Genomic DNA, 26,041 nt, shown 5'->3' with positions numbered 1-26,041 from the left:
GCCTTCCGGTTGGATTCAAGTAAATGTGTGAACGTATCAAGATCAAGAGATGACAAGGTTTAGCATATGCGTGTACAAGCTATTTGCTGGATTTGTCTACTTTGGATGAATCATCATCGGTAGATTGCGTTGTATTGTCACCTTGTGTTGTATCGTTGCTTTGCGCGTATTGTTCATCATCAGAGGATGATACGTCTATAGCAGGTACATTGCTAGCGTCCCATACTTCTCTAGTATCCGAATGGGACGCTTCGATCCGTCCGACAGTCGGCCACATAATTCGGTGTGATGTATGACTCCATTGTTCATAAAACATCAAGGAGCCTTTATGGAACAAGCGTGTCACCAGATGCAGGAAAAAGCCGACGTTTAACACAAACAAAATCAACAGATACACAATCGCTTCCAGCCGCGATGGATAGCCTTGTGAAAATGGCAAATTGAGTAATCGCTGCAATCCGAAGAATCCCCAGTACAGTAGCCCATAACGTATCATTAGCGAATACAGCGGAATACGTTGTGGGTTATCCGGTTTATGCTCTATATCGCTGACGAGTTGGATGCGCACGATCCATTTGCCCGGTGTTATACCATTCGTAGCATACGTCAGCAGCATAAAGTAGGCTCCCGTTGCTACCCAGAATGATAGAGGAATATCTAGTGCCGATAGGATCGACAGCAGGATGGAGCAGAGCAGATTGTCAATCAGAAAGGCAAGCCCGCGCCGCGTATAGGTCACTCGCCGCTTAGAACGGTCCACACGCGCATCTAGCTGTCGAACATTAGGCAAATGCTCTGAAATCCATGCTGCTATCAAGAAGCCAATCATCCCGCCAAATGTATTGCAGATCAGATCGTCCACGTCGAAAATTCGATACGCATGATCATAAATACCGTAAATGCCCGTCAACTGTGTGACTTCAAACGATAGCGATAGCAGAAACGACCAGCACATCGCACCCAACCAGCCACGGTGAAAATAATAGCGCAGCAGCATCCCAAATGGCACGGTTAGCAAAATATTAAATATGACCTGCCAGAAGGCGCGCTCGCGAAATATATGAAGATAGGTTGCCGGGTGCTCTAGCGAAACGGAAGTTTCCTTTAAAAAATCACTCACAAACTGAAAGGGCACAAGCTGCATATCTCCACCCGCTAGTGCAGCGTTATGTCGAGTCGATGGAAACGGCAAAATCACCAAAAAATACGCATTCATCAAATACAGCAGGCATGTATACAGCGTGATCGCCCGTACCACATGAATATAGCCATACCGACGATATTGATATACTAAAAAAGGCAGCGTAAATAAAGCTGCTGCCAGCGGAAAAGCAATAAAAGCATAGAGGATTGGTCGAAAATAAGCGTCCACCATTATCATTACACCTGCCACAGCCATAGTGAAATGTGTCCTGTTCTTGCCGAATGTACATGTCAATTTCAACGTCGGCAATGGAGGATCATTCCTATCATTGTACAGCAATTTATCACAAATGCCAGCCTGCATCTACTGCATGCGTAGACGGATCAGTAACCGAACGTTCATACCGTTATCATTTTCATTTTGTACAAAACAAAAACTGCCTGTCATGCCAGACGGCAAAACAGGCAGTTATATTTGATTATAGAGATACTATCGTTATGCTTGCGATTTTCCGCGGAATTTGAAGAAGGCACTGATCAGCAGTACGATCAAGAAGATGATACATGCACCGATACTAATGCGATTATTGGCATCAAACAGGAATAGGATAGCAATAACGAACAGACAGATCGCTGTTAAACCGGAGATGTACGGGTAGCCCCAAATACGGAATTTCGGCTCCACTGGATACTGTTTGCGCAGCTTCAGCTGAGACAGGCAAATACTAATCCATACGAGCAGTACAACAAAGCCCGGTACGGCAATCAGAATACCAAATACTTGATCTTGAGCGACATAAGCAAGCCATGCGCCAATTAGCAAAATCACCGCACATAAAATCAGACTGTTAACCGGAACGCCGCGACGGCTTGTTTTGGCTAGCAGAGCTGGTGCTTCATTGTTGGTTGCCATAGAGTGTAGCATCCGAGTCGCACCATAAATACCAGAATTCGCTGCCGACAATACCGCAGTCACCAGAATAAAGTTAATAATATGAGCAGCACCCTGCAAACCGGTTGCTGTTAGTACCTGTACAAATGGGCTGTCTTGACCGCTCAACTGATTCCACGGAATCAGACCGCAGATGATCAGAATCGGCAAGGTGTAGAACAGGATAATACGCAAAATAAAGCTTTTGACGATCTTCGGCAGTACTTTATCTGCATCTGGTGTCTCGGTCAGTGTTAGACCGATTAGCTCAGAGCCGCCATAGGAGAACATAACGACCAGAAGCGCAGATACGACAGCCATCCAACCATTCGGCAAAAATCCGCCGTGAGCAGTCAAATTGCTCAGATACGGTGTATTGCTGCTAGGAATAATACCGAACAGCAGGCAAGCACCCAGAATGATAAAGATAATGATCATGGCAATCTTGATACCTGCCAGCCAGAATTCCAGCTCGCCCAATCTGCCTACGCTCATCGTATTGACCAGCAGTACAAAGATAGCACTCACTAGACTCAGCAACCAGAGCGGTGTATCAGCAAACCAGAATTGCAGGAAGCTACCCGCAGCGATCACTTCAATTACGCAAACCGCCAGCCACATAAAGCAGTACAACCAGCCAACAATAAAGGCAAGTCGTTGACCAAAGGCAAGCGAGATAAAGTCCTTCATATTGCGATTCGGATACACGGTTGCCATTTCAGCAATCGCGCCCATTACAACGAGCAGTAGCAAGCCGGCAAAAATATACGTGAGAATTACGCCCGGACCTGCCAAGCCGATTGTTTCGGAACTACCTTTGAAAATACCCGTTCCGATGACGCCACCCATTGCCATAAACGTAATATGACGCGGCAGCAATTTTTTTTGCAATGATGCTTCAGGGGTTGCTTTCAAACTAAAATCCTCCTCAATACGACTACAGTAGTAGTGCTTTAAATCAGTCAAGTATCTCTATACTACATTATTATCGACCAATGCGATATGAAATGATTAGCCATTTATCAAAAAAGCCACCCTTCGTCACACCGAATGCTAGAGTCGCTTGAGGCTCCTGTGCAAGGCATAAGCTTGAATCAAGTTCCTATGCCGGTTCGGTTGTTTGAAAAGGTGGCTTTGGGTAGCGATTGGAATCGATACTGCCCAACGGTCGTACGGATTCCTGTATTACTCACATTTGCTTGAACTGCAATGGTTTTATTTCGATACGATGTTTTTTAAAATATCGTCGATGATCATGGAGTTAGCAACAGCGCCAGTGTACAGCCAGCTGGATTTCATGCTTAATGTATAGGCATGACCTGCTTTGACAGCAGGAATGCTGTTCCAAACGGAGGAGCTAATACCATCATCGGGCTTGGCGCCATCCTGAATAATGACAAACAGATAATCTGCATCAAGTGCAGACAAGCTTTCTAGTGAAAGCGAACTCCAGTTGGCGGTTTTTCCTTCGGCTGCTTGTGTAACAACATCAGGTACTTTGAAGCCCAGATCATTGTACATTACATCGCCACTCGATAGCTTCGGATTGACGACAAATACGCTTTTGCCGCTAATCCAGATGGCGGCTGCGGATTTGGTACCGACCTTTTGCTGAATTTGAGCCTTGGCATCGGCTACTTTGGCATCGTAATCGGATAGCGCTTTTTCAGCTTCGGTGCTTTTATTGAGTACTTCACCGACCGTTTTCAATTCTTCCCGCCAATCGTTATTTTCCGCATTACCGACTACATAAGTTGGTGCAATCGCAGAATATTGATTGTATTTATCACCTTCCACCATTTCCGCGCTATCCATCAGTAGCAGATCAGGCGTAAAGCTAGCGACTGCTTCAAATGGAAGATCGGAAGAGATAGTTGGCACATTTGCCAGCTTGTCCTGCAAATAATCCTGCACACTGCCACCTTTGATGGACCATTGCGCTGCTGGTGTTACGCCCAATGCTACAAGTGGATCTTCCAAGTAGGAAGCGATGATACGCTGTGGATTGGCAGGGATGTTTACTTCATGACCCATGCTGTCCTTGAGCGTACGTTCCGATGCGGTTTCCGTTTGGGTGGCAGCTGGAGTCGACGATGACTCATTGGTGCTGTCGGTAGTTGTAGTAGCAGAAGAGCACGCACTTGTTAGTAGCGCAAGGGACAGGATCAGCGTTCCCGCCACGGTGGTTTGGGTACGACGTTTCATGATGGTATTCCTCCAGATGGTAGAAGTTTAGCCCATAGGTATGACGATATACGCTCCAAACATGGACCATTACGAACAGTATACACGATTATACGTATAAGTGATAATGATTATCACATGATAAATTCAGCGAGTAGAATAGCTGGATGAATCCAATGGAAAATAGCCTGTTTGCTGAATCAACTCCTGCCCTTGCGGTGATAAGATCCAGCGTAGCAACGGCTCCAAATGCGGATTGGAGGAGCGAAGCTTCTGGAAGGGTGGTAATTGTAGAGCGTGATCAGAGGAGGTAGGGACCGAATGTGCTGGCGATTTTGTATCTTTGGATGTTGGAGCAGTAGCAGCTGAATCATCTTGAGGTGAAGTGGTGGAGGCGGTTTTGTCAGATGCTGCTTCTGATGCCTTGGCTTCTGCCTGCTCACTCTCCCATTGTCCCGTATATTGGTATCCAGCGGTTACTGCATAAAAGGGAGCGATCAACGGATAAGTACCATTGGCAATGTGTTGTTGATCCGGGTATACGCCGTCAATTGCCAGTAGCTTGATATGCTGCTCTGGATTCATGACTGTAGCAAAATAATGAAACGAATAGCCGATTGCATCATCATAATTGTGGTAGTCTTCTACTCGTTCCATCATACCGCCCATACCTGTCGCCATCATTTTCCGCTTCGGCTCCATGATCTGTCGATCACCCATAAAGCGTCGAAGCATTGCTTGACTGCCGCTATCCTCTGGGCGCTGAAAGGCAGCAATCTTCTCGTCGTTGCCACCAACCTGTTTCCAATTGGTAATCTGCCCGCTATATATTTGCTTCACCTGCTCAGAGGTTAGATGATCCACTGGATTGTCGGTATTCACGAAGAAAACAAATGCCTCTTGTCCAATTGGGGTCAAATATAGCTTGATACTGTTGCTTTCCGCCGATTGTAGTTGACCGACGGAAGGAGCAGCGGCAAAGATCATGTCGACATTGCCATCGATCAGACGCTGATAAGCGGAACCCGTGCCGCCACTCATCACTTCACTATCTAGCGCATCATATGTTTGGCGCGGATATACTGCCTGTGCAAAGGCGGCATATACTGGATACAGCGCGGTTGCTCCATCCAATCGTGGCAATTCACCTGTCTTTAGCTGATAGGTAGACGGTTGGGAGAGTGTAGCCAGCTGATTGTGCTCAGCAAATGGATCATAGGCGTTCAGATCGACATCCTGTGTATTCACGGCAATCAGGCTATCATCATACATGGTATACAATTTGTAAACGCCAGCGGTGAATAAGCAGAGTGCAATCCCAATGAATAGCAGACGTTTGAACATCCGATGAGTAGCAATAGAGGGGAAGACAGATAAGACGATATAGATTTCAATCCATACCAGCACAGCAAACAAACAAATGATATACATCAGCGGCTGCTCTAGCCTCAGCAGGATGACTACACTAATCACAACACCGATGATGCCCAATACCGCAATACCAATCAATCCCAGTGCAATGGAGAGCATGATTTTGTTATGCATGATTCCTCCTGATTATGTATAGGTACAGCCAGCTGAGGATGGATTGAAAAGGATCGTGCTACCAACCTCAGCATCGCTGTACATGAAATAGGACGTTTTATTTGCAATCTATGGGTAGTTTAGCTGATTACTATTAGAATTCTTTAGAAAATCTGATGAGTATTATTGAATCAGTATCACTGAAACGGTACTGATGATGGAATGAACGGCTATAGTTTCTATACATGGTGAAGTATGTTTAAGAGGTTGCTGTTGCTGCACAATCTGCTAATTGCTGCTCATCTAGTTCCAGCAGTACCGGACAGTGATCACTACCGAGAATAAGATGATCAATCTGAGCATCGCGCAGTGCTGGGATCAAGCGCTGGGATGCCAGAAAATAGTCGATCCGCCAACCGATATTGCGTTCGCGCACCTTCGCCATATACGACCACCAGCTATACATATCAGTACGATCCGGGTAAAAGTGACGGAAGGTGTCGACAAAGCCAGATTGCAGCAGTGTAGTCATTTTGCCTCGTTCCTCATACGTAAATCCAGAATTGCCAATATTGGATCGTGCGTTTTTGAGGTCAATCTCCTCATGGGCTACATTCAAATCTCCGCAAATGATGACCGGCTTGATCTGATTCAGCTGAGTCACATATTCGCGGAACCGATCCTCCCATTCCAGCCGATACGGCAGACGCAGCAGATCGCGGCGTGCATTGGGCGTATACACATTGATCAGATAAAAATGATCAAATTCCAGCGTTAGCATACGACCTTCTTCCTCATAATCCTCCTCCATCCCATAACGCACAGACAGGGGAGCAATGCGGGTGAAGACGGCTGTGCCGGAATAGCCCTTTTTCACTGCATAATTCCAATATTGACGATATTGATCACCATGATCCAATTCAATCTGACCTGCCTGTAGCTTCGTTTCCTGAATACAGAAAATATCTGCATCGACAGCGGCGAAATAATCGTTAAATCCTTTTTTGACAGCGGCACGCAGCCCGTTTACATTCCAAGACACAAGCTTCATTGATGTATATTCTCCTTCATTGCGACAAAAGTAAGTGTGTATCCTAAGATAGGATGCAGAATGATCCTTTTCAGTGTAACATGTTTGGGAGAAGCGATTCATGTGCAATTGGTGAAAAGAATATAGCATAGTTACATACATATCCAATGGATGTATAATGACGAACATACGCTCTTGTTTTGCTTGACAGAGAAGAAGCAGAGCGTGTATAGTAAAAGCAATTCAATACTTGTGCGGGCGAAGCACCTCGCAGGACAGCGTAGTTTCTGTTCTGGAGGTGCTTTTTTGTATGTAAAACTCCATCCTATTGCGCTCTGTCCGGTTTACCTGTAATGCCAATATTCATAAAAGGAGTTAATGATGATGAACCAAACAAGCACACACAAGCAATATGAGCAACCAGCAGGAATGGAGCAGGACAATCACACAGATCTACATAAGCGTAAGTATGCAAGGACTAGTGAATGTAAGATACGATATATCAGCAAAAGCAAAGGCGTACAAGCAGGCATGATCGTGTTCATCGTTATGCTACTCTGTGCATACACGGCTATTCCGCAAACGGCATCAGCAGATCAATGGTCAAGCGCGTTGAGCGGGATGGATACGCTGTATGATAGTGTATCAGCATTGGAAAACGTACTAGAGTTGCAAAGCGATCAGATTATCGCTCTGCGTAAGCAAAATAATGCGTCGCTAAAACGTGTCAAACAACGTATCCAGACCATCGACTCTAGCCGTATTCAGTCATTACAAACAGCTGTACAGCAGCTAGAATCCAAGCATGCACCACTGCTCAAGCAATACAAGGAATTGGGGCAGCAGATCACTGCTGCGCGTAAGGTCAAAAATACCAAGACTGCTGAATTACTCACCACCCAGCGCAATCGCATCAAGGCACAGGTACAGTCTGCACGCGCCGAAATTAACACCAAAAAGTCCGAATTATCCTCTGCCCGTAAGCAAACAGCAGCACGCAAACAAAAGGTGCGCGATCTGCTGGAGCCGATACAGGTACTCAAAAAGCAAATTACAGCTGAAAATAAGATCATCTCCGCTGCTCATAAGCTGCGTACATCGGCTCGCAAAGGCTATCGTTCGGCATTGAAAAGAGGCGATGCGATTACTGGTGCAGCGCAACTGGCAGTCGTGTATCGGCAAATGACTATTGTGCAGCAATCGCGTCAGAAGATTCAAGATTGGGAAAAACAGATCAGCCGTCATATTCAAACCGCCGAATCTCAATTAAACAGTCTGACCTAACAGTACATACAGATCAGAAGATAACAGGGAATCGCAAACATTAGCAGCAATCAAATGGCGACACATATCTATACCTTAGATTGAATGATACGTTGGATTCCCGTAAGATTAAGGGTGAATTCAACATTTCAGGAGGTTGTAACCATGAGTGAGATGAGCGATATGAGTGAAGTTCCCATATTGATGGAATACTTGACTGTACCATCAGCCTATAAACCCGGTGTAATTCCCGGTCGCAATGCTTGGACGTTTCTATCTAGAGTAGGAGGCATCCCGCAAATGTGGGCATTGGATGAGCAGCAGATTCCCTTTTTATTCATGGAAGCGGAAGATCGGATATTGAGTGTCTTTTATCATCCACAGGGCACTCAGGTTGTCGTTGGTGTCGATCATCAAGGGAACGAGAAGCAGCAAATTTGGATTGCCGATCTGGATGATCAAGGGCAGGGTGTACGTCATATGCGACCACTGGTGCAATCGGCAGAGCATTTTCATCATATTGGTGGCTGGTCGAAGGACGGGAAATGGTTGTCCTATTCCAGCAATCGTCGTGCAGCAGGTGCTTTTGACGTTTGGATTGTGGATGTACATACAGGGGAACGTCGGATTGTTTTTGAATATACTGCCAATTGCGTACCTCTGCAATGGGTGGATGAGGAGACATTACTGATTCGTATTCAGGAAACGAATCTGAATAATGCCATTTACATGCTGAATATACATACGGGAGAACAGAAGCGAATTGGACCAGATCATCCGTCTGCTCATTATGAATCTGTCGTTATTACTGGACAGGGCAACAGAGGCTATGTGTTAACGGATCTGAATGAGGAAACGTTATACGTAGCCAGCTTTTCGACTGCCGACCCCTCTCGGTTGCGAGAACTATTGCATGTGCCGCGTTGGGATATTGAACACTTGGCAGCAACGCCTACAGGCGAAGTGCTTGCTTTTCATATTAACGAAGGCGGGATTTCGCAATTGGGATTATATTTCACCGATACGGGCGAGCAGGAAATGATCGAGGTACTGCCAAAAGGTGTCGTTGAATCGCCAGTATGGCTGAATGAACAGGAACTGCTGTTTACGTTCAAATCGGCAGTGCAGCCGGGGGATATTTGGAAGTATCATCGTTTAACTCGTGAATTGGTGCGATTGACCCGAATGGGCGAGTCGGAGCAGATTAGCTCCCAATTGGTACAGCCGTCGCTGCATCAGTATGAATCGTTTGATGGATTAGAGGTGCCATACTTTTTGTACACGCCTTCGTCTGATCATGAATGGAATGCAGGGCGGAGTGGAGATGGAGAGCAGAGCGATGCATTACTACCAGCTCCATCTGCTTCATTGGGCAAAGGTGACAAAGGTCAATCTGCAAATGAACGTCAGCAGGAAAGCGGACGATCCGCAGTAATCTATGTACACGGTGGACCAGAAGGGCAAACGCGTTCAGAATATCATCCAGTAATGCAGTATTTGGTTAGTCAGGGATTTGTCGTAGCTGCACCGAATGTACGGGGAAGTCTCGGATATGGCAGAACCTATGTGGAGCTGGACGATGCGCGCAAACGGATGGATTCGGTACAGGATCTGGCATGGCTCGTCAAAGATCTGATTGCTCGGCATAATGTTCATCCAGAGCGCATCGGTATTATGGGACGAAGCTATGGCGGCTTTATGGTGCTGGCTGCGGTGACACATTACCCTGAACTATGGGCAGCAGGTGTAGATATAGTTGGTATTTCCAATCTGAAAACATTGCTGCAAAATACGGGCGAATGGCGCCGAAAATTACGCGAATACGAATATGGCTCATTGGAAGAACACAGTGACTTTTTCGATGAGATTGCACCATTGCATCATTCTGGACGTATCACAGCGCCACTCCTTGTATTTCATGGTCGTAACGATACACGTGTGCCGGTTAGTGAGGCGGAACAGCTAGTGCATGATATGAAGACTCGGAATCAAGAAGTGGAGCTGATCATTTTCGAGGATGAGGGGCACCAGACGGAGCGATTGGAAAACCATATTACAATGCACAGTAAAACGGTAGAATTTTTTGCTCGACATTTGCGGTAAACAATATAAGAATACAAGAATGAGATGGATGATCAATGGATCGATCAGGACGATCAATGAACTAGGTAGAATAGCAAATGACGAGATATTATCAATGATAAGGCAAGAAGCCGAGAATCTTACGATTCTCGGCTTTGTTTTTGATCTATTCCATATAACATATCCATATGGAATGCTTATGTTACTTATGGTAGGTTCCGGCAGACACCAAGTCTTGGAGCTGTGCCGCTACACCCAATGTCATAGTCTGTTGTGGAGCTTGCCCCATCAATACTCTGCCATACAGCTCCAACCCTGTAGATGCTGTAGTCAGTGCATGATTGGCTCCACCACGAATATCGCGAAAAATCTCGGCGAGTCGGTTCGATTCAGCGACAAAGCTGCCGCCACTTTCTGCTACGAGCAGATCGACTGCTTCCCAGCACAATTTTGAGGCATATGCGATATCAGTTTGCATTTGGGCAAATTCTTGTACGGTAAAGGGGCGATGGGTCTGCACATGATCCTCTAGGTGATCAATGGTGCGACTAATATGCAAATGCGCCGATTCCACCTTCATCGCTGCCAATCCAACATGATACTGAATATGACCGACCGCTGCCTGCGAAGGATGAACTGTCATAGTAATTCCACGTGTGGGAGCCTTTTGAACAAAACAATCGACAGCCGCTCTGGCTAGACCGAGAATGGCACTTATGCCTGTTGTAATGGTGGTAATGACTTGAGTATAAGGTTTGTATCGATTTATACCGTCGCTCGGTTGCTGCGACATCTCTATGCCACTTAACTTAGTATTAGCAATATATTCATTTGGCACGAATACATCCTGCAGCTTGAGACTATTGCTGGCAGAGCCTTTTAAGCTGATCGTATACCAGTCATCTACAATATCAATCTGGTCCATGGGTATAACTGCCAAAATCATCTCAGGCTGCTGCTGATCAGAACGATTGTTTAGATCATTTATATTTAACAGCGCATGAGTCGCGTGTTTAGAGCCGGAAGCAAATCCCCAGAACCCTTCCTTGATCAAATAACCATCATGTGTTTGTTGGATGCTAGCTTTGCGTGGTTGCAATACAGAGCAGAAACGAACTTCTTCGTGTTGACCGAAGATCGAATCCAGAGTCGATTCGGACAATGACAAGGTAGCATTGTAATTATTGCCGTTAATAATCTGTACGACCCAGCCAACCGAGCCATTACCTTTAGCAACTTCAGAGATGATTTCCACCATTGCCCGAATACTCACTTCATGACCGCCATATTTTTGACGTGTTCCTAATCGGAATAGCCCAGCTGCTGACAGCTTTTCGATCACTTCATCTGGAATATGACGCTCCTGATCAATCTGACGCGCATAGCTCTGTAGAAATGGGATCAGATCCGTTGCATGTTGCAGTAGTTGTTTTTCGTTATGGGTAAGTTGTGTATCTTTGCTCATCATAGTCATCATTACTCTCTCCTTTTTATACATCTGTATAGTTAAGTTATGTTTATAGGCTAAATGATATTGTGTATAATAAATGGCTTCAACCGATAAAACTTCAAATTTGACGAGTAACTATACATAAAGGAGAATGTGTCGTGAATAAATCCGAAAAAGAAGACCTACGAGTCAAAAGAACACGTAAATTGTTATATCAAGCATTGATGGACTTGATCAAAAAGGAATCATTTGAAACGATTACAGTCAAGCAAATTTGTGATCTGGCAATGGTTCATCGTACGACGTTCTATGTTCATTTTCAGGATAAATTTGATCTTCTTACTCAGGCACTGCGACAGATTGCTGATGAGGAGTTGAATCAATCAGGACCAATCGACCCAGCTCGTAATTTCCACGAAGTATGTGAGGTTGCTATACAACACAAAGAACTGTTTTCGCAATTATTACTAGAAGATCGCGATTCTCTTCGTAACATATTGCGAAGCGAGATGAAAATGGGCATCATGCACTATGCGGACGAGCAGAATCAAGAATGGAAAGACATGGACGTCATGGACAGAGAGATTGCCATTGAAGCATATATTGGGAGTGCGCTGAGCGTGCTGCAATGGTGGTTGCAAAACAATATGCCGATCAGCACAGATGAGCTGTACCGCAGGTTTGAGCGCAATATGAACTGGAATTGGAATGCAAGGGGAAACGTTTGAATTTCACGCTGATTAAGGAACCGATTTTGCATTTTATTTAAAATCTGCTATACTGCTTGAGAATAATGACAAAAATGAAATTTCTCATTTTACCAGCTACTTACCAAACATCCTTGAAATTTAAAACCACAGCCCCAGTTTCATTATTCGATCTGTGGAATTTGTTAAAAAATGCTTGATCTATAAGTAAATGTTAGGTCTATGGCAGGGCGCATAGATAAAAAACGCTATGCTATACTGCTACGTGTACACACATCATTTGCATACTTACATGGTTACAAATTTGTCATACGTAATCGAAATAGACGGCTGTAGGAAGCGGATCAAGCATACAGCAACACATAACAGCACGCATACAGTGTGCGAAGCATGTTACACAGCAAGCAAATGGTGTTAAAAGAGGATAGGTTTGTCGATATAGGTATAGAGTATGATGACATGCCAAATGTGCATCAGCTTTTCATTGGAATAGGTTCGACGTTATTCGTTTGCACGGATGAAACGGATAGAACCGTATGGAATACATTGCTAACAGGTAGATCATGTAAACCGGCTAGATTCCGGTATTACTTTCAATAGGATTGTAATTATTTACACAATGTTTGTACAGCGATTGTATGCGTACAAGCCAGTTCTGCTAACTCGGAATTCCATATGCCTTTTATTTACAACATGAATGGATGCCTGTACTTTATTACTGAAATATGGAGGTTATACTGAACAATGAGAAAATTACCCGCTTTTGTAGTATCCTGCGCCTGTGTGATGGGTGTAACCATGATGGCAAAATCCGCTGATGCTTCCCTGCTAAAACAAGGAATGCGCGGTCAGAATGTAGTCGATCTGCAACGTCAGCTCGCCAAAGAGGGATATTTCTACGCAAATACAACAGGATATTACGGAAGTATCACATCCAACGCGGTAAAACAATTCCAGCGTGCTCACGGCTTGAGCGCGGACGGCATCGCTGGACCAGCGACGTTTGCCAAGCTGGGTGTGAAAAGCAGCGGCATCGTAACAGCGAGCGCCCCCGTTACATCTACGTCCAATCGTAGCGGCAGCTATAAGATGGATCAGGATTCACTGGATATTCTGGCACATGTTATTTACGGTGAAGCGCGTGGGGAATCATTTGAAGGTCAGGTCGCGGTAGGCGCAGTAGTATTGAACCGCGTGCAATCGGGCGAATTCCCAAGCACCATTTGGGGAGTTGTGATGCAGCCAGGTCAATTTACAGCCGTATCCGATGGTCAGTACTACCTGACACCGAACAAAACAGCCTACAATGCGGCAAAACAGGCATTGAAGGGCGTTGATCCAACGAACGGATCGCTATACTACTACAATCCGCGTATTGCTACATCGGAATGGAGTATGAAGCGTCCAGCAGTTATTACGCTGGGACAACATATTTTCACAAACTGAATGTTATGAAGGCACATGGCAAATCCATCCTGCAAACGGTCAAGCCTGATTTGCCAATCGTATGATGAATGTTCAAAAAACAGGGTGCAATTTCAAAGGTTCACATGATAAATAATGAAAAGAAGACGATCCGCATATGCGCTGGATCGTCTTCTTTGTTTATATCATATCAAACCGAACGATAATAACCGTTATGGATGCGCATGAATGAGAAGTTGGCATGTACAGAGTTAGGGTGTTCCGCTATGCCGGGAGGCAGATATATATCATTTCAACCTGCTGCTCCGCTACTTTACAGCTATTCATGATGTGCATCATGTGCGGTATTCTGTCGGTTCCATATTCAATGGATCATAGAGCTGTCTATATCATAAAGTTGTCTATATGATGGACAGCTGCGATTCGTGTTTCTTATCGCTTTAGACTTTTACCGTTGGTTGCAATCACGTCTTTGTACCAGTGGAACGATTTTTTGCGATAACGTTCCAGTGTACCGGAGCCGTCGTCGTTGCGGTCGACATAGATGTAGCCGTAGCGTTTTTTCAGTTGAGCGGAAGATGCACTCACTACGTCGATACAGCCCCATGAGGTGAAGCCCATTACCTCTACGCCATCTTCAACAGCTTCCGCCACTTGCAGCAGATGATCGTTCAGGTATTGGATGCGATAATCATCTTCAACCGTTTTTTCGCCATCTGCATTGGTGATCAGCTCATCGACAGCGCCGAGACCATTTTCCACGATAAACAGTGGCTTCTGGTAGCGATCATAGAACATATTCAGTACATAACGCAGACCTTGTGGATCGATCTGCCAACCCCATTCGCTTGCTTTCAGATATGGATTGGGTACGCCGCTGAACAGGTTGCCATGTCCGCTTGTTTTTTGTTCCGGGTCAGCGGTTTCGCAGATGCTGACATAGTAGCTAAACGACACAAAATCAACCGTATGCAGCAAGGTTTCTTCGTCGCCAGCTTCCATTTTGATCTCGATACCTTTTTCGCGGAAGTAGCGTTTCATATAGCCCGGATAGCGTCCGCGTACATGAACATCGCCAAAGAAATAGTTTTTGTGTTCAGCTTCCATTGCTGCGATTACATCATCTGGATTTGGAGTCAGCGGATACGTTGGCATGCTGAGAATCATACAGCCAATTTGAGCATCTGGAATGATCTCATGACATAGCTTCACTGCGGATGCGCTGGCAACCAGTTCATGGTGAATCGCCTGATACAGATCTTGCTTGCTCAGTTCATCTTTGGGTGTATAGATACCGCCGCTCATAAACGGAGCTTCCAAAATGGAATTGATCTCGTTAAAGGTGAGCCAGTATTTCACTTTATCTTTGTACCGACGGAATACCGTTTCCGCATAACGCTCGTAGAAGCCAACAAGTTTACGGTTGACCCAGCCATCGTATTCTTTGGAGAGATGCAGTGGCGTTTCGTAGTGAGACAGGGTGACCAGCGGCTGAATGCCATATTTCAGACACTCGTCGAATAGATCATCATAAAATTGCAGACCTTCCTCGTTCGGCTCTGTTTCATCGCCTTTCGGGAAAATACGCGACCATGCGATGGAAGTACGGAATACTTTGAAGCCCATTTCTGCGAACAGCTTCACGTCTTCTTTATAACGATGGTAAAAGTCGATACCGACCAGTTTCATATTATCTTCCGTTGGAACTTCGGTGATTGGACCCATGACGCCTTTGGGAGCTACGTCCTGAGTAGACCAGCCTTTACCGTATTGGTCAAATGCGCCTTCCGCTTGGTTGGCTGCAATAGCGCCGCCCCATAGGAAGCCGTCTGGGAAATTCGGCACGTTATTTTGAGAGTTACTCATGTTCAGCACTCCATTTCTGTCTGTTTTTTGTGCTACACTGTTAGCAGCACTGCACATCAAGCGTAATCGTTGGAACGGGTTACATGTCAAGCGTGATTTTGATGTCAGTTATTGGAAGCGGAAAGAGGCTGATCCGCAGAGGGTACAGCGCCGTTATCATGCGGTTTACAGATATATAAGCCATGCGATGTTATTCATGTGCAAGAGGAGAACAGACATGTCCAAGTTTGATGAAATTATTAAGTTATCTGGTTATTCGCGTGCAACGATCTCACGAGTGATTAATCATTCACCACATGTGAGCGATGAAGCGAGAGCCAAAATCACTGATATTATGCAGCAGCTCAATTATGTACCGAACCGCAACGCGGTTTCGCTGTCCACCGGGCAAACGAATCAGATTGGGATGGTAATGGCGAGCACGAGCGAGATTATTTTGTCTTTTCTGGAGCGATTTATTGATATTGCGATGGATTATGGTTTTCAGACGATTATTTATACGACCCGCGATGATAAAGAAAGTGAGTTGCGCGCGTTTGAAGACCTACGTAGCAAGCGAGTAGATGGATTGGTGATTATTACCTGTGTGAACGATCCGAAAATGCTGAAAAAATACTGCGAATACGGTCCTATCGTGTCATGGCAGCGAATGGGGAATGATGAGATTCCGTCGATTGCTATGGATCAGGGGGAAGGGTATCGGTTGGCATTGGAGCATCTAGTATCACGCGGGTATACGCGCATTGCCAATATGTTTGGACGGGTCGACAGTCTGAATACACGCAGTCGACGTGAAGCATATGAGCATTTTATGGCAAGCCAAGGGTTGCCAGTGCTACGTGATTGGTATCATTATTCTGTATTTAATGTGTCCAATGGCGAGGAAATGGTGCGTCGTCTTTCCGCAGCACCGGAGATGCCGCAGGCGGTGCTATGTGCGAATGATTATGTGGCGATGGGCATGCAGGCGGAAGCACGCAGACAAGGAATTGATGTGCCGGGGCAGCTGGCGATTGTTGGCTTTGATGATAGTGAGCTGGCGCGCACACTAGGTATTACGACGATTCGCAACCCGATTGCGGATCAGGCGGTGCATGCCTTTTATCGGTTATGGGAAGTGCTTGGTCGTCAGTTGATCGAACCGAAACGATTGGAATATGAGCTGATCGCCCGTGAAACGACCTGAGTCTGTGTATATGGTCTATATCTTACATCCTGTATTGTATATGTTATGCTGAAGCGTTTCTTATTTGAGGTGGCATAAGTAAAATCGCGATCTTGCAAATTTCTCTCTCCATTGCTGAACAAGTAGCTTCGATTTTGGGTAATAAGACCTTAACATTCCTGTTTGTATGCCGATAAAGAGGGTAGAACGGCAGGATGATGCCCGGTGAAGAGCCGGTACGGAGTACTTTTTCATTTTTGCGAGAGGCGGGGATTGTGATGAAGCAGATTGCTGTACAGCCTTATTACAAAATTGAGCGTGAACTGAACAGTACGGGACAACATTATTTGACTGATGAGCGCGAGATGGTACTGTACGAGGATCGGTTGATTACTCATCGCCGTGAATTTTCATTGAAAGATGTATTTGATATGTCCTATCGCCGACTTGGAGCAGGAGAAGGATTATTTTATTTGCATACGAGCAAAGGGGTGTTTTCCTATACGATTCGTCATGATCCATCCCGGTTTATGCTTGCATTTCAGGAAAATGAGCAATTGAAGCAGCACATGCGGACGAGATAGGTAGCATCTATACCATATAAATATTTCCATATCTATTGTATGGAGAATCCAAAAGCAGCCACTGGGAGATGAAATCCCAAGGCTGCTTTTTTGAACATCGATCTATGCTATGTTGAATGGTACTCTACCCGATGAATGCACAGATTCTTCCGATACTTGTAGTTCATATTTCACTACCGTTACTGCGCAGTAAACCCACCATCAATCGGCACAACCACACCATTAATATACTTCGCTTCATCACTCAATAGGAACGCGACCAACGCAGCGATTTCCTCCGGCTGACCAAGGCGGCGCTGTGGAATGGCGGCTTCGACTGCTTGGAAGGTTTCTGGGTTGTCTTGGCGATATTGTTTGACCATCGGTGTCTCCGTTGTACCCGGCGCGATGGCATTTACGTTAATGCCTTCTGCCGCGTATTCTACGGCAATCGTTTTAGTAATACCAATGATGCCGTGTTTGGTAGCAGAGTATGAACCGACTGTTGCTTGACCGACTAGACCAGCGGTAGATGATGTATTGACGATAGAGCCGCCGCCATTTTGCAGCATCACTTCCAATACATATTTCAAGCCATACAATCCACCCAGCAGGTTGATGCCCACGACCTGCTCAATTTGTTCAATCGTATTGTCGGCAAAACGGGTACCGGGACCGGAAATACCAGCATTGTTGAAAAACATATCAATCGTACCGAAGGTGCTGACCGTTTGATCTACATAGTGTTTGACGTCTTGGGCTTGGCTAACATCAGCTTGTACGAACAAAGCTTTGACTCCTTTGGCTTCCAATTGCTCTACAGCCGCTACGCCAGCAGCTTCAGAAATGTCTACGATGGTTATATTCACACCCGCTTCAGCTAGTTTCAATGCGGTAGACAATCCCAAGCCGCTGCCGCCCCCAGTAATGATGGCTACTTTATTCTTTTTGTCAGTCATATGGTTCTCTCCTTCGTACGTTATGATGTATCGTACCCATTATGGTATGGTTACTGGAAAATTACAAATGAGCATATAAAAATTCCGCACAAGCCACAAAGTGTCTGTGCGGAATCTAGGATTAGGTAATGATGATCAGGTTTTTGCTGGCGAGTAGTCGTAATTCGCGCAGTAAATGGTCGCGATTATAGGAAGTGGTATCCAAGTGAATGCCATAATGATAACGTCCACCTTCCGTGCGATTCCATTGCAATCGTCCTTCCAGCAGTAGCGGTTCTTCGTGCAGCAGCATGCGGATACGGACGTGTACAGTATTATTTTGAGCCGGAATTTCCAGCGGTAGGGAGATGCGGCAACCAGAACGGCTAAGATCCAGCAATAGCGCTTGAACTGGCTTGGTATCGACAATTTGACCATTGATATGCATAATTTGCATTTCAAAGGAAACAGGTTGTTTCAATACATAACGGAATGGGGACTTTCTGCGATTGTGTATCATGGCGACCTCCCGGGTAGCAGACTTATTTCTGTGTATATACCGATATGCTTTGGTGTGTATACCGGATAAGCTGCGATTGTGGAAATGAGAGGAGGCAGGGATACGGATAGACGATCGTGGAATCATGAATAGTATACTGTTCATCCGTATGCTGCTTGCTCTCTAAATATATCATGTATACTTACTATCGACAGAAGAAGTCTGTAAATGAAGGGATTACATAATAAAAGGCTGGTTCCCATTACTGGGCCAGCGCTTCCTCGGTGATGCGTTTAATATCAATGGTGGAGAAGGTCCCTTCATGTACCATATCCGGCAAAATATGATCCAGAAAATAATCGACACAATGTAGCTTAATGTTTTTGATCTTCACTAGGGCGCTGCGATACATAGTAATAAATTCTTTCTCGGTATTGCCACGCTGCAATTCAGAAAAGGCTTCGTATACTTGATCCATTTTATCGGCAACTTCAAGAATAAGCCCTTCGGTAGAATGATCCTTGCCTTCATGGAGCTGACGGCGGAAGATGCTTTTGAATTCTTCTGGAATATTTTCGTCAATAAAATGCTCGATCATTCCTTCTTCTACCTTTTGCAGCAAGGAGCGAAGCTCTAGTGAGGAATGCTTGACTGGGGTTTTAATATCACCGATAAAGATTTCGCCATAGTCGTGGCTGCTCGTGATTTCGTAGAGCTTTTTCCAATCGATCACGACACCGTGCGTTTCTTCGATGTCGGCAAGCGTTTTGGCGTATTGAACAACTTTCCAAGAGTGAGCGGATACACTATGCTGCTCAAATTTGAATTTGCCCGGACAGCGGATAATCCGTTCCAGATCATCCAGTGAACGAAAATAAGCGTGAATTCCCATATGACTAACCATCCTTTGATTACGATGAATTGGTGTGGATTGATGACTATAATATCCATTTCAGCATAGCCCTGTAGTGTTAACGGTACGTTAAGTGCAGGTCAATTTTTGCTTAATGCTTATGTTGAAAGGAGAACTTCCAAAGCTGAAGCGATATAACGAGTATGGGAAGATGATGTGCATAGCTACATTAGAGTATCATTTCGCTTAGAATTAGCAACATAACTAGAATATTTTCCCTTCTCCAACATATATTAAGCGTTTACATTGTAAAATAAGTATGATACCGTATTCCTCAGGATTGTGACTGGTCATGCAGGCAAAACCTGGTTATAGCGATATTCCGTGCTCGGGATATGGCTGTAGCCAGGTTTTTTTCGTCTCAGGGGATGGAGACGGACGATGTAGTATGCAGCAGACAAGTTCACGATTCATTCGGTAGATCACAGGGAAAAGGGGTAGATTCAAATGGGGAAAAGCAAGTGGATTAAGACACTGCTATCGGTTAATCTGTGTGTACTGCTGATCAGTGGCATGGGTGGACAAGCGATGGCAGCCGACAACAACACCGTCAGCCATACAAAAAAAGCTTCCGCCGCCCAGAATCAGCAGCAGACAAGCAAAGCGAGAACCGTCATTACCAATGATGGTGAAGTGGATGATATGAACTCCATGCTGCGTTTTCTGCTGTATTCCAACGAAATGGATCTGGCAGGCATTGTGCTAACCAGCTCGGTGTACCACTACGCAGGCGATCCAGACAAGGGCATTGCGCCTTATCGCTGGACAGGAACCGAATGGCTGAGCCAAATGACAGATGCCTATGCTCAAGCCTATCCGAATTTGATCAAACAAGCAGACGGTTATCCAACGCCAGATTATATTCGCAGTGTGACTAAGATTGGTAACATCTCCTACAAAGGCGAGATGGACAAAGTGACTGAAGGCTCGGAATTTCTGGCAAAGCTGTTCCTCGACAACGACAAACGTGACCTGTATGTACAAACTTGGGGCGGAACCAACACGACTGCTCGTGCGCTTAAATCAATCGAAGAACAGTACAAAGGTACCGATCAATGGGCAGCGATTCAGAAGAAAATCAACGACAAGCTCGTGCTGTATATCATTCTTGATCAGGATGACAGCTACAATGACTATATCGCCAAAAGCTGGCCTAATATCCGCATCATCAATGATCAGTCGAACTTTTGGCATTTTGCCTACGCATGGAAATATCATACGGAAGCGTTAAACAGTAAGCTGCACGGTATGTGGAATTACCAAAATATCCAGCATGATCACGGTCCGTTATTGGCACTGTATGCACTGATGGGTGATGGGAAAATGATCGATGGCGAGCTGGCGGAAGAACAACGCGGCAGCGCAGACTATTTGAAAAACAATCCGCAATACGATCTATACGATTTCATTTCTGAGGGTGATTCGCCGTCCTTCTTTTATCTGATTAACAACGGTCTTCGTAGCAACGAGGACCCCAGCTATGGCGGTTGGGGCGGACGCTTCGGTAAAGTGAACGATACGCTATATCGTAATACTGTATTGGATTACGATGTGTATACGAACCGTTATGAAGCCGAATATTCGCTGCTGCGTTGGTTCGACGATATTCAGAACGATTTTGCTGCCCGTGCGGATTGGGCAATCGCGACCAGCTACAAGGATGCCAATCACAATCCAACGTTGACCGTGAAAGAGGGGCTGAATCTGACTGCCAAACCGGGACAATATATGACGCTGCATGCTGTAGGTCAAGACCCGGATGGCGACAAGCTAACATACAAATGGTGGCGTTATTTTGAAGCTGATACGTACAACGATTCCAGCGTAGCGCCTGCACCAGAGGAGAAACAACTGGCTGGCGATCTGCTGCTCGGTATCCATCGTCCGGTTGCGGAAGGCGAGAAGCGCAATACGATTGGTTTAAAACATAGCAACACTGCCACTGTCAAATTCCAAGTGCCGAAGGATGCCAAATCTGGCGATACGATTCATATGATCGCTGAAGTGCAGGATGATGGTACGCACACGTTGAAGCATTACCAACGTGTAATCATTACAGTGAAGTAAGAGTACGGGAACTGACAATCAAGTAACGTTCAAGGATTCACAATGATCAAGAGTGAGTATGGATACAGCCTTTCTGTGCAGTTGATGTCCTTGTATACGCATTGGCGTACGAGAGATATAGCTGAACGGGAGGGCTTTTTTCATTGAGTGAAGGAATGTTGTAAACTGTATAGAGAGTAACTATGGTGCCAGACATGCAAATACGGTAATAGCAAGGATAGCATAGCGATGATTAAACAGATCAGAAAGGCAGGCATAGAATGGATAAAAAAGCGAAACAGATTCTGATGAAAACCTTTTGGAACTCTGGCGGTTGGAAGCCGGGAGTACGGACATTTACTGGACCGGACTTTGAATATGCGCGCAGTCAGGGCATCATGTTCGACCCGATTACGATTACACATGATGAACTGATCCAACGATTGGACGAATTACATAAGCGGATGACGCTACAACAGGTCAGTGAAGCTTTTTTACATAGTTTGTCGACACGAAAAACCCATTTACGCAGTGTATTGTCCAGTTGGGCATTAACAGCAGATTTGCCGCTGCATACGTATGAGCAACGAAAAAGTGTACATGCACAGACTAGCAGCTGCGGTGATTGTAATCATCACAGATTGATGTCTGACCGAGAAGTTGTGGATGGCGATCTGAATGTACTGAATTTTGAACGGATCAAATGGGGCGGCATTCGACTAAATTGGCTGTTATATTGCTGGATGGATCTTGAACTGTTTAGCCGAGAGCAGCATGTGGAGGCAACAGAGCAGGATGTGCAGATATTCCGTCAAATGTTGGAAGCTGTAAACCAGTGTGAGCCAGTAGAACGTGCGCGCAAACTAGAAAAGCGTTGGAAGGACCTCTTGCCTTCCAGCAAGCACGAACGCGATGTACTTATGGAAATACTCGGTTATAGTGGTATATTGCAGACGACCGATCTGCCGCGGATTGGACGAGGGCATGATACTGATTTTATGTCGATGGCTGAATGGCAGGGGCAGGATGGATATAACGAACAGGCAGTGAAGCATTATTTTGCAGATTGGGGGTTAACGTAATGAATGGAGAATTACATCAAATGCTGCTCATTACCGCGCTGGGCAATGGCTATCTGATCCATGCCAACGATGCTGTCAGCAAGGAGTTGGAGCAAACAGATACAATGATTGTGCGTTTTCAAAGTGGGGATCAGCTGCTGATTTGGAGTGAATGGCTGGAGCAGCTACGTGCTGAGCAATACCAGCGCTTCATGCTTGTCCATATAACGGAAGAGGATGCTTCCACTGCATCATGGCAAAACAGCGGATTTATGGGTGGCGGTGCAAGGCATGGAATTGCTGCGCTAGCAACAGCGGGTCATACGATCTGGATACCAGAGTGGAAAATCGATCGGCATCCGACCCGTTCCAGATGGCAAGTGACCTATCGTCCATATCCGTATAGTGGTAGTCAGCAAGCAGGTCACGCCTTTGTCCCGCTTGCGGAGATGACATCACAACTGCGTAAGGCGCTGGAACAGGTGGCAACGTTAGCTGAAGAGATCGGGGAAGCCTTCTGGAAAACGAATTTTTTTGATCCAGCATTGCAATTGTTGGATGGCGACAAGACGAAGACTGCCAAATATGCCTTTGAATTACCACCAGTATACAGTGAGGAAGCATGGCGCTTGCTCAATGCTGTCTATAAGAGCTGGGTATTTGGCGGCATGGGTTCGTGGAATGATAGCACGCCCGGTATGGCATATGAGCATGGAAAAGGAGCGGAATATGAACGCTATTCCGCTGAATTGTATGAGGCACTGCTGCAAAGTGCTAGAACAGCAGTGAATTCTGTCGTGTTCTAATCACTTGCTAATCAGTTTAGAGATTGTACGGAATGGATCAGTTGCGGGAGATGAATCTGGTGTATGAAGTGCCGCATTATATGCCGGTTGCATTATCATTCGGGATGGATGGATGGCAGGGGCAATCATTATCTGTTCGATATGTGTAACGATCCGATAGAGGACGAATATCCGATTATGCTGGCGGGTTCGGGCAATTTGGATTACGATGATGCGCTACATGCAGCGAATTCGCTGTTGGAGCTTTGCAGTCAAGGCGAGGAGTCAGAATAAGCCCTGTTTTGCTCATTTTGTTCATCCTAACTTTTCAGTTATGTAGCGGGCATGATGAGATAAAAACTGTAGATGTTAGTAGGAAAAGGGATGCCATCTATCAAGACGGCATCCCTTTTGGTATACATCCATAAATGGAGGAATCAGCGGCTCGGTCCTAATGTTTTCTGAATATCTAGCGAATCGGCATCCAAAATAACCGCAAAATCAAAAAACTGTTCGCTATATCCCTCCATCCAATCCACCAAATCTTCTGAATAAAACCAGAACTGAAGCACAGAGGAAGCATGGAGCGATGAAGCTGGGTTTGATTTGTATTGAGTACAGTCGATGGAGCATTGCGCCAAATCGATCGTCACAGGCGGAGACCAATGTTTTGCCGCATCGATCCACGGCAGAGCAGTCTGCCTTACGGCATCTAGCGCAAGAAGTAGCGCGATAGCATAGGTTGTGCCTACTAGCTTTTCCGCCATGTCATTTTCTTCCGCAGTCCCCAACGCTTGCAGCAAAGCAGGCATGTGCTGACGATTGATATGGAAGACGCTGTTCGTAGATCTCTGCGATTCATTTTCCAGTACTTCCTTTGGCTGATGATTGGTCATGAACATTCACCTTCATTCGTATCCATTTAGATGTATAACTGCACACACCACCATGACATCATACGGTATTCATCATGGAATGGGTCTGCGCTTCATTTATAACGACTGTTCGTCAGCCGCCTGCATCAAACGAAAAATCTGCCGAGTCGTATTCACATTCCGCACAGTCATATAGCGGTACAGCTTCGAGCCAACCAACTTGTTCATTCCGCTGTGCGCGACATGTTCACGAGGGACTGATACGAGAACAGCACCAGAAATATAATGCATCGTACCCATATCAGGCTTGAGCGGCAATTGCTCTAATACAGAGCTGTCATTGATCTCATCCCATAGAAATAACACATCACTCTTCATATTGTCATCGTTGGTCCATTCTTCCGGCAACGCGTGTATGACAGCAGCGATCTCTGGCAGACTACGCACCATAACTGGAATATCCAATGCAAAATCCTGTTGGATCGCTCGCTCCAATCGAATCGCTAGCTCAGTATGAGGCAACTCTTCACTAGCAAAAATAATATTGCCAGACTGGATATACGTCGTCACTTGCGTCATGCCAGCATCTTCAAAAGCAACCTTTAACTGCTTCATATTGATCTTATTATTCCCACCTACATTAATACCACGCAGCAAAGCGACATAGATCATGAATAAGCCCTCGTTTCATCCATAAATGGGATTGGTATAAGCTCACTGCTATTGTGTATTCAACGCAATGTCCTTACCAACGCATCGACAAGTACAACAGCAAGTGATTCGCTGCTTCTTCACCGAGTAGTTCATTTAATTTCGGCTCTATTAGCTTGAGGTAAATGGGTTTCACTTCGTCGGTTTCTTCATCGTGAATCTCGCCGCCCAGCATGGATGCGGCTTCTATTAGCAGCGTTAATGCTGCGAACAAGTCTGCCAGCGACGTTGCCGCTAGTTTCGCATCGCCGCCTTCAAATGATACATACACGGGCGTACCTTCTGTTGATGTATCTGCAATTATCGGATCATCGTTAAAGGTGGCAATCACTACATGATGTGGGGACCAATGTTCCGATTCCTGCGGTGCATGTACATCGCCAATCCAGCGATACCCGGACTGCAAGCGATGCAGATGTTCCGGCGCGGCAAATGAGAGCAGGATGCCATCGCCGATCAGTACCGCTGCGTTTTTCAATTTGAGTGATTCTTCTGCGGATGGATCAACGATTTCGTAATGCGAATACAGGTACTGCAGCTCCGGCGATAGCGGGATACGCTCATCCACTACAACCTCCAGCGGCTCTCCTGCTTCTATCCAACCATTTCCGGCAAATAAGCCATATAGCGCGTTATAATCCTGATGCTGACGTACAAAAGCAGCAGTCGCCTGCTCCAATGTCCAATGCTGTTCCATGAATATGTTCCTTTCTGTATGTATATGCTGAAGTATTCTGTATATATTGTAGCATTCCCGATAATCAGTTCAAACAGACGATCCACTGAAAAAGCAAAGGCTATGATATAAAAAAGGGGGATGAAAAGCATATTTACAAAAAGACATCAGGGGCTTTCACTCCCATTGGCTCTGGCTTATATC

General features: G+C 45.5%; 23 protein-coding genes. 10 read left to right on the top strand and 13 right to left on the bottom strand.

Annotation, left to right across the window (positions count from 1 at the left end; all coding sequences use genetic code 11):
- Positions 1-79: 79 nt before the first annotated feature.
- From ABXR35_RS12980 to ABXR35_RS12960, 5 genes are all read right to left on the bottom strand, one after another.
- Positions 80-1,375, bottom strand: coding sequence for a VanZ family protein (locus ABXR35_RS12980; RefSeq protein ID WP_367060603.1), 1,296 nt, complete (start codon positions 1,373-1,375; stop codon positions 80-82).
- Positions 1,376-1,639: 264 nt separating this feature from the next.
- Positions 1,640-2,989 (bottom strand): amino acid permease, encoded by a 1,350-nt coding sequence (locus tag ABXR35_RS12975; protein ID WP_367060600.1) that lies wholly within the window; start codon positions 2,987-2,989, stop codon positions 1,640-1,642.
- Between the two features lie 300 nt (positions 2,990-3,289).
- Positions 3,290-4,279 carry an ABC transporter substrate-binding protein gene (locus ABXR35_RS12970; RefSeq protein ID WP_367060597.1) on the bottom strand — a complete coding sequence of 330 codons (990 nt, stop codon included), beginning with the start codon at positions 4,277-4,279 and terminating at the stop codon, positions 3,290-3,292.
- 126 nt (positions 4,280-4,405) lie between these two features.
- Positions 4,406-5,803, bottom strand: coding sequence for a PstS family phosphate ABC transporter substrate-binding protein (locus tag ABXR35_RS12965; protein ID WP_367060594.1), 1,398 nt, complete (start codon positions 5,801-5,803; stop codon positions 4,406-4,408).
- A gap of 238 nt (positions 5,804-6,041) precedes the next feature.
- Positions 6,042-6,833 carry an exodeoxyribonuclease III gene (locus tag ABXR35_RS12960; RefSeq protein ID WP_367060591.1) on the bottom strand — a complete coding sequence of 264 codons (792 nt, stop codon included), beginning with the start codon at positions 6,831-6,833 and terminating at the stop codon, positions 6,042-6,044.
- A 363-nt stretch (positions 6,834-7,196) separates the two neighbouring features.
- On the opposite strand from ABXR35_RS12960, the gene ABXR35_RS12955 reads away from it, so the two are divergent.
- Together ABXR35_RS12955 and ABXR35_RS12950 are read left to right on the top strand one after the other, a co-directional pair.
- Positions 7,197-8,096 carry a hypothetical protein gene (locus ABXR35_RS12955; protein ID WP_367060589.1) on the top strand — a complete coding sequence of 300 codons (900 nt, stop codon included), beginning with the start codon at positions 7,197-7,199 and terminating at the stop codon, positions 8,094-8,096.
- A gap of 144 nt (positions 8,097-8,240) precedes the next feature.
- On the top strand, positions 8,241-10,178 hold the full coding sequence (locus tag ABXR35_RS12950; protein ID WP_367060586.1) for a S9 family peptidase: 1,938 nt from the start codon (positions 8,241-8,243) through the stop codon (positions 10,176-10,178).
- 181 nt (positions 10,179-10,359) lie between these two features.
- On the opposite strand, the gene ABXR35_RS12945 is transcribed toward ABXR35_RS12950, so the two are convergent.
- A complete protein-coding gene (locus ABXR35_RS12945) occupies positions 10,360-11,634 on the bottom strand; it encodes an acyl-CoA dehydrogenase family protein (protein WP_367060583.1) in 1,275 nt (424 codons plus the stop codon).
- A gap of 131 nt (positions 11,635-11,765) precedes the next feature.
- On the opposite strand from ABXR35_RS12945, the gene ABXR35_RS12940 reads away from it, so the two are divergent.
- Both ABXR35_RS12940 and ABXR35_RS12935 read left to right on the top strand, forming a co-directional pair.
- Positions 11,766-12,335, top strand: a complete 570-nt coding sequence (locus tag ABXR35_RS12940; RefSeq protein WP_367060580.1) for a TetR/AcrR family transcriptional regulator — start codon at positions 11,766-11,768, stop codon at positions 12,333-12,335.
- Between the two features lie 723 nt (positions 12,336-13,058).
- Complete coding sequence (locus ABXR35_RS12935) at positions 13,059-13,760, top strand: cell wall hydrolase (RefSeq protein WP_367060577.1); 702 nt, start codon at positions 13,059-13,061, stop codon at positions 13,758-13,760.
- A gap of 411 nt (positions 13,761-14,171) precedes the next feature.
- On the opposite strand, the gene ABXR35_RS12930 is transcribed toward ABXR35_RS12935, so the two are convergent.
- On the bottom strand, positions 14,172-15,605 hold the full coding sequence (locus ABXR35_RS12930) for a glycoside hydrolase family 1 protein (protein ID WP_367060574.1): 1,434 nt from the start codon (positions 15,603-15,605) through the stop codon (positions 14,172-14,174).
- Between the two features lie 217 nt (positions 15,606-15,822).
- Here ABXR35_RS12930 and ABXR35_RS12925 point away from each other — a divergent pair, with 217 nt between their 5' ends.
- Both ABXR35_RS12925 and ABXR35_RS12920 read left to right on the top strand, forming a co-directional pair.
- A complete protein-coding gene (locus ABXR35_RS12925; protein ID WP_367060571.1) occupies positions 15,823-16,791 on the top strand; it encodes a LacI family DNA-binding transcriptional regulator in 969 nt (322 codons plus the stop codon).
- A gap of 257 nt (positions 16,792-17,048) precedes the next feature.
- Entirely contained in the window at positions 17,049-17,354 is a 306-nt protein-coding gene (locus tag ABXR35_RS12920) for a hypothetical protein (RefSeq protein WP_367060568.1), read from the top strand.
- A gap of 179 nt (positions 17,355-17,533) precedes the next feature.
- Here the strand turns inward: ABXR35_RS12920 and ABXR35_RS12915 are convergent, their stop codons facing one another.
- The 3 genes from ABXR35_RS12915 to ABXR35_RS12905 form a co-directional block, all read right to left on the bottom strand.
- Positions 17,534-18,292, bottom strand: coding sequence for an SDR family NAD(P)-dependent oxidoreductase (locus tag ABXR35_RS12915; protein WP_367060565.1), 759 nt, complete (start codon positions 18,290-18,292; stop codon positions 17,534-17,536).
- 121 nt (positions 18,293-18,413) lie between these two features.
- Entirely contained in the window at positions 18,414-18,791 is a 378-nt protein-coding gene (locus ABXR35_RS12910; RefSeq protein WP_367060562.1) for a PilZ domain-containing protein, read from the bottom strand.
- A 241-nt stretch (positions 18,792-19,032) separates the two neighbouring features.
- Entirely contained in the window at positions 19,033-19,662 is a 630-nt protein-coding gene (locus ABXR35_RS12905; RefSeq protein WP_367060559.1) for a YfbR-like 5'-deoxynucleotidase, read from the bottom strand.
- A 468-nt stretch (positions 19,663-20,130) separates the two neighbouring features.
- Here ABXR35_RS12905 and ABXR35_RS12900 point away from each other — a divergent pair, with 468 nt between their 5' ends.
- The 4 genes from ABXR35_RS12900 (at position 20,131) to ABXR35_RS12885 (ending at position 23,869) form a co-directional block, all read left to right on the top strand.
- Positions 20,131-21,750, top strand: coding sequence for a DUF1593 domain-containing protein (locus tag ABXR35_RS12900; protein ID WP_367060556.1), 1,620 nt, complete (start codon positions 20,131-20,133; stop codon positions 21,748-21,750).
- A gap of 260 nt (positions 21,751-22,010) precedes the next feature.
- Positions 22,011-22,811 (top strand): hypothetical protein, encoded by an 801-nt coding sequence (locus ABXR35_RS12895; protein ID WP_367060553.1) that lies wholly within the window; start codon positions 22,011-22,013, stop codon positions 22,809-22,811.
- Positions 22,811-23,596, top strand: a complete 786-nt coding sequence (locus ABXR35_RS12890; RefSeq protein ID WP_367060550.1) for a hypothetical protein — start codon at positions 22,811-22,813, stop codon at positions 23,594-23,596. Before ABXR35_RS12895 ends, ABXR35_RS12890 begins: the two co-directional genes overlap by 1 nt.
- Before the next feature lie 63 nt (positions 23,597-23,659).
- Positions 23,660-23,869 carry a hypothetical protein gene (locus ABXR35_RS12885; RefSeq protein WP_367060547.1) on the top strand — a complete coding sequence of 70 codons (210 nt, stop codon included), beginning with the start codon at positions 23,660-23,662 and terminating at the stop codon, positions 23,867-23,869.
- A 143-nt stretch (positions 23,870-24,012) separates the two neighbouring features.
- On the opposite strand, the gene ABXR35_RS12880 is transcribed toward ABXR35_RS12885, so the two are convergent.
- The 3 genes from ABXR35_RS12880 to ABXR35_RS12870 all read right to left on the bottom strand — a co-directional run bounded on the left by ABXR35_RS12880 (position 24,013) and on the right by ABXR35_RS12870 (position 25,858).
- Entirely contained in the window at positions 24,013-24,471 is a 459-nt protein-coding gene (locus ABXR35_RS12880; protein ID WP_367060544.1) for a hypothetical protein, read from the bottom strand.
- Positions 24,472-24,567: 96 nt separating this feature from the next.
- On the bottom strand, positions 24,568-25,122 hold the full coding sequence (locus ABXR35_RS12875; RefSeq protein ID WP_367060541.1) for a DUF1697 domain-containing protein: 555 nt from the start codon (positions 25,120-25,122) through the stop codon (positions 24,568-24,570).
- 73 nt (positions 25,123-25,195) lie between these two features.
- Complete coding sequence (locus tag ABXR35_RS12870; protein WP_367060538.1) at positions 25,196-25,858, bottom strand: hypothetical protein; 663 nt, start codon at positions 25,856-25,858, stop codon at positions 25,196-25,198.
- Positions 25,859-26,041 lie beyond the last annotated feature (183 nt).

This window comes from Paenibacillus sp. JQZ6Y-1 (genome assembly GCF_040719145.1).
Lineage (GTDB): Bacteria > Bacillota > Bacilli > Paenibacillales > Paenibacillaceae > Saccharibacillus > Saccharibacillus kandeliae.
This window is presented reverse-complemented; position numbering and strand designations above follow the sequence as displayed.

Coding starts and splice junctions, on each gene's coding strand:
- ABXR35_RS12960 (WP_367060591.1), bottom strand. CDS start 6,833: ATGAAGCTTGTGTCTTGGAATGTAAACGGGCTGCGTGCCGCTGTCAAA.
- ABXR35_RS12970 (WP_367060597.1), bottom strand. CDS start 4,279: ATGAAACGTCGTACCCAAACCACCGTGGCGGGAACGCTGATCCTGTCC.
- ABXR35_RS12950 (WP_367060586.1), top strand. CDS start 8,241: ATGAGTGAGATGAGCGATATGAGTGAAGTTCCCATATTGATGGAATAC.
- ABXR35_RS12955 (WP_367060589.1), top strand. CDS start 7,197: ATGAACCAAACAAGCACACACAAGCAATATGAGCAACCAGCAGGAATG.
- ABXR35_RS12930 (WP_367060574.1), bottom strand. CDS start 15,605: ATGAGTAACTCTCAAAATAACGTGCCGAATTTCCCAGACGGCTTCCTA.
- ABXR35_RS12925 (WP_367060571.1), top strand. CDS start 15,823: ATGTCCAAGTTTGATGAAATTATTAAGTTATCTGGTTATTCGCGTGCA.
- ABXR35_RS12915 (WP_367060565.1), bottom strand. CDS start 18,292: ATGACTGACAAAAAGAATAAAGTAGCCATCATTACTGGGGGCGGCAGC.
- ABXR35_RS12910 (WP_367060562.1), bottom strand. CDS start 18,791: ATGATACACAATCGCAGAAAGTCCCCATTCCGTTATGTATTGAAACAA.
- ABXR35_RS12870 (WP_367060538.1), bottom strand. CDS start 25,858: ATGGAACAGCATTGGACATTGGAGCAGGCGACTGCTGCTTTTGTACGT.
- ABXR35_RS12880 (WP_367060544.1), bottom strand. CDS start 24,471: ATGACCAATCATCAGCCAAAGGAAGTACTGGAAAATGAATCGCAGAGA.
- ABXR35_RS12980 (WP_367060603.1), bottom strand. CDS start 1,375: ATGGTGGACGCTTATTTTCGACCAATCCTCTATGCTTTTATTGCTTTT.
- ABXR35_RS12965 (WP_367060594.1), bottom strand. CDS start 5,803: ATGCATAACAAAATCATGCTCTCCATTGCACTGGGATTGATTGGTATT.
- ABXR35_RS12905 (WP_367060559.1), bottom strand. CDS start 19,662: ATGGGAATTCACGCTTATTTTCGTTCACTGGATGATCTGGAACGGATT.
- ABXR35_RS12885 (WP_367060547.1), top strand. CDS start 23,660: ATGAAGTGCCGCATTATATGCCGGTTGCATTATCATTCGGGATGGATG.
- ABXR35_RS12920 (WP_367060568.1), top strand. CDS start 17,049: ATGAAGCAGATTGCTGTACAGCCTTATTACAAAATTGAGCGTGAACTG.
- ABXR35_RS12935 (WP_367060577.1), top strand. CDS start 13,059: ATGAGAAAATTACCCGCTTTTGTAGTATCCTGCGCCTGTGTGATGGGT.
- ABXR35_RS12900 (WP_367060556.1), top strand. CDS start 20,131: ATGGGGAAAAGCAAGTGGATTAAGACACTGCTATCGGTTAATCTGTGT.
- ABXR35_RS12875 (WP_367060541.1), bottom strand. CDS start 25,122: ATGATCTATGTCGCTTTGCTGCGTGGTATTAATGTAGGTGGGAATAAT.
- ABXR35_RS12890 (WP_367060550.1), top strand. CDS start 22,811: ATGAATGGAGAATTACATCAAATGCTGCTCATTACCGCGCTGGGCAAT.
- ABXR35_RS12945 (WP_367060583.1), bottom strand. CDS start 11,634: ATGATGACTATGATGAGCAAAGATACACAACTTACCCATAACGAAAAA.
- ABXR35_RS12895 (WP_367060553.1), top strand. CDS start 22,011: ATGGATAAAAAAGCGAAACAGATTCTGATGAAAACCTTTTGGAACTCT.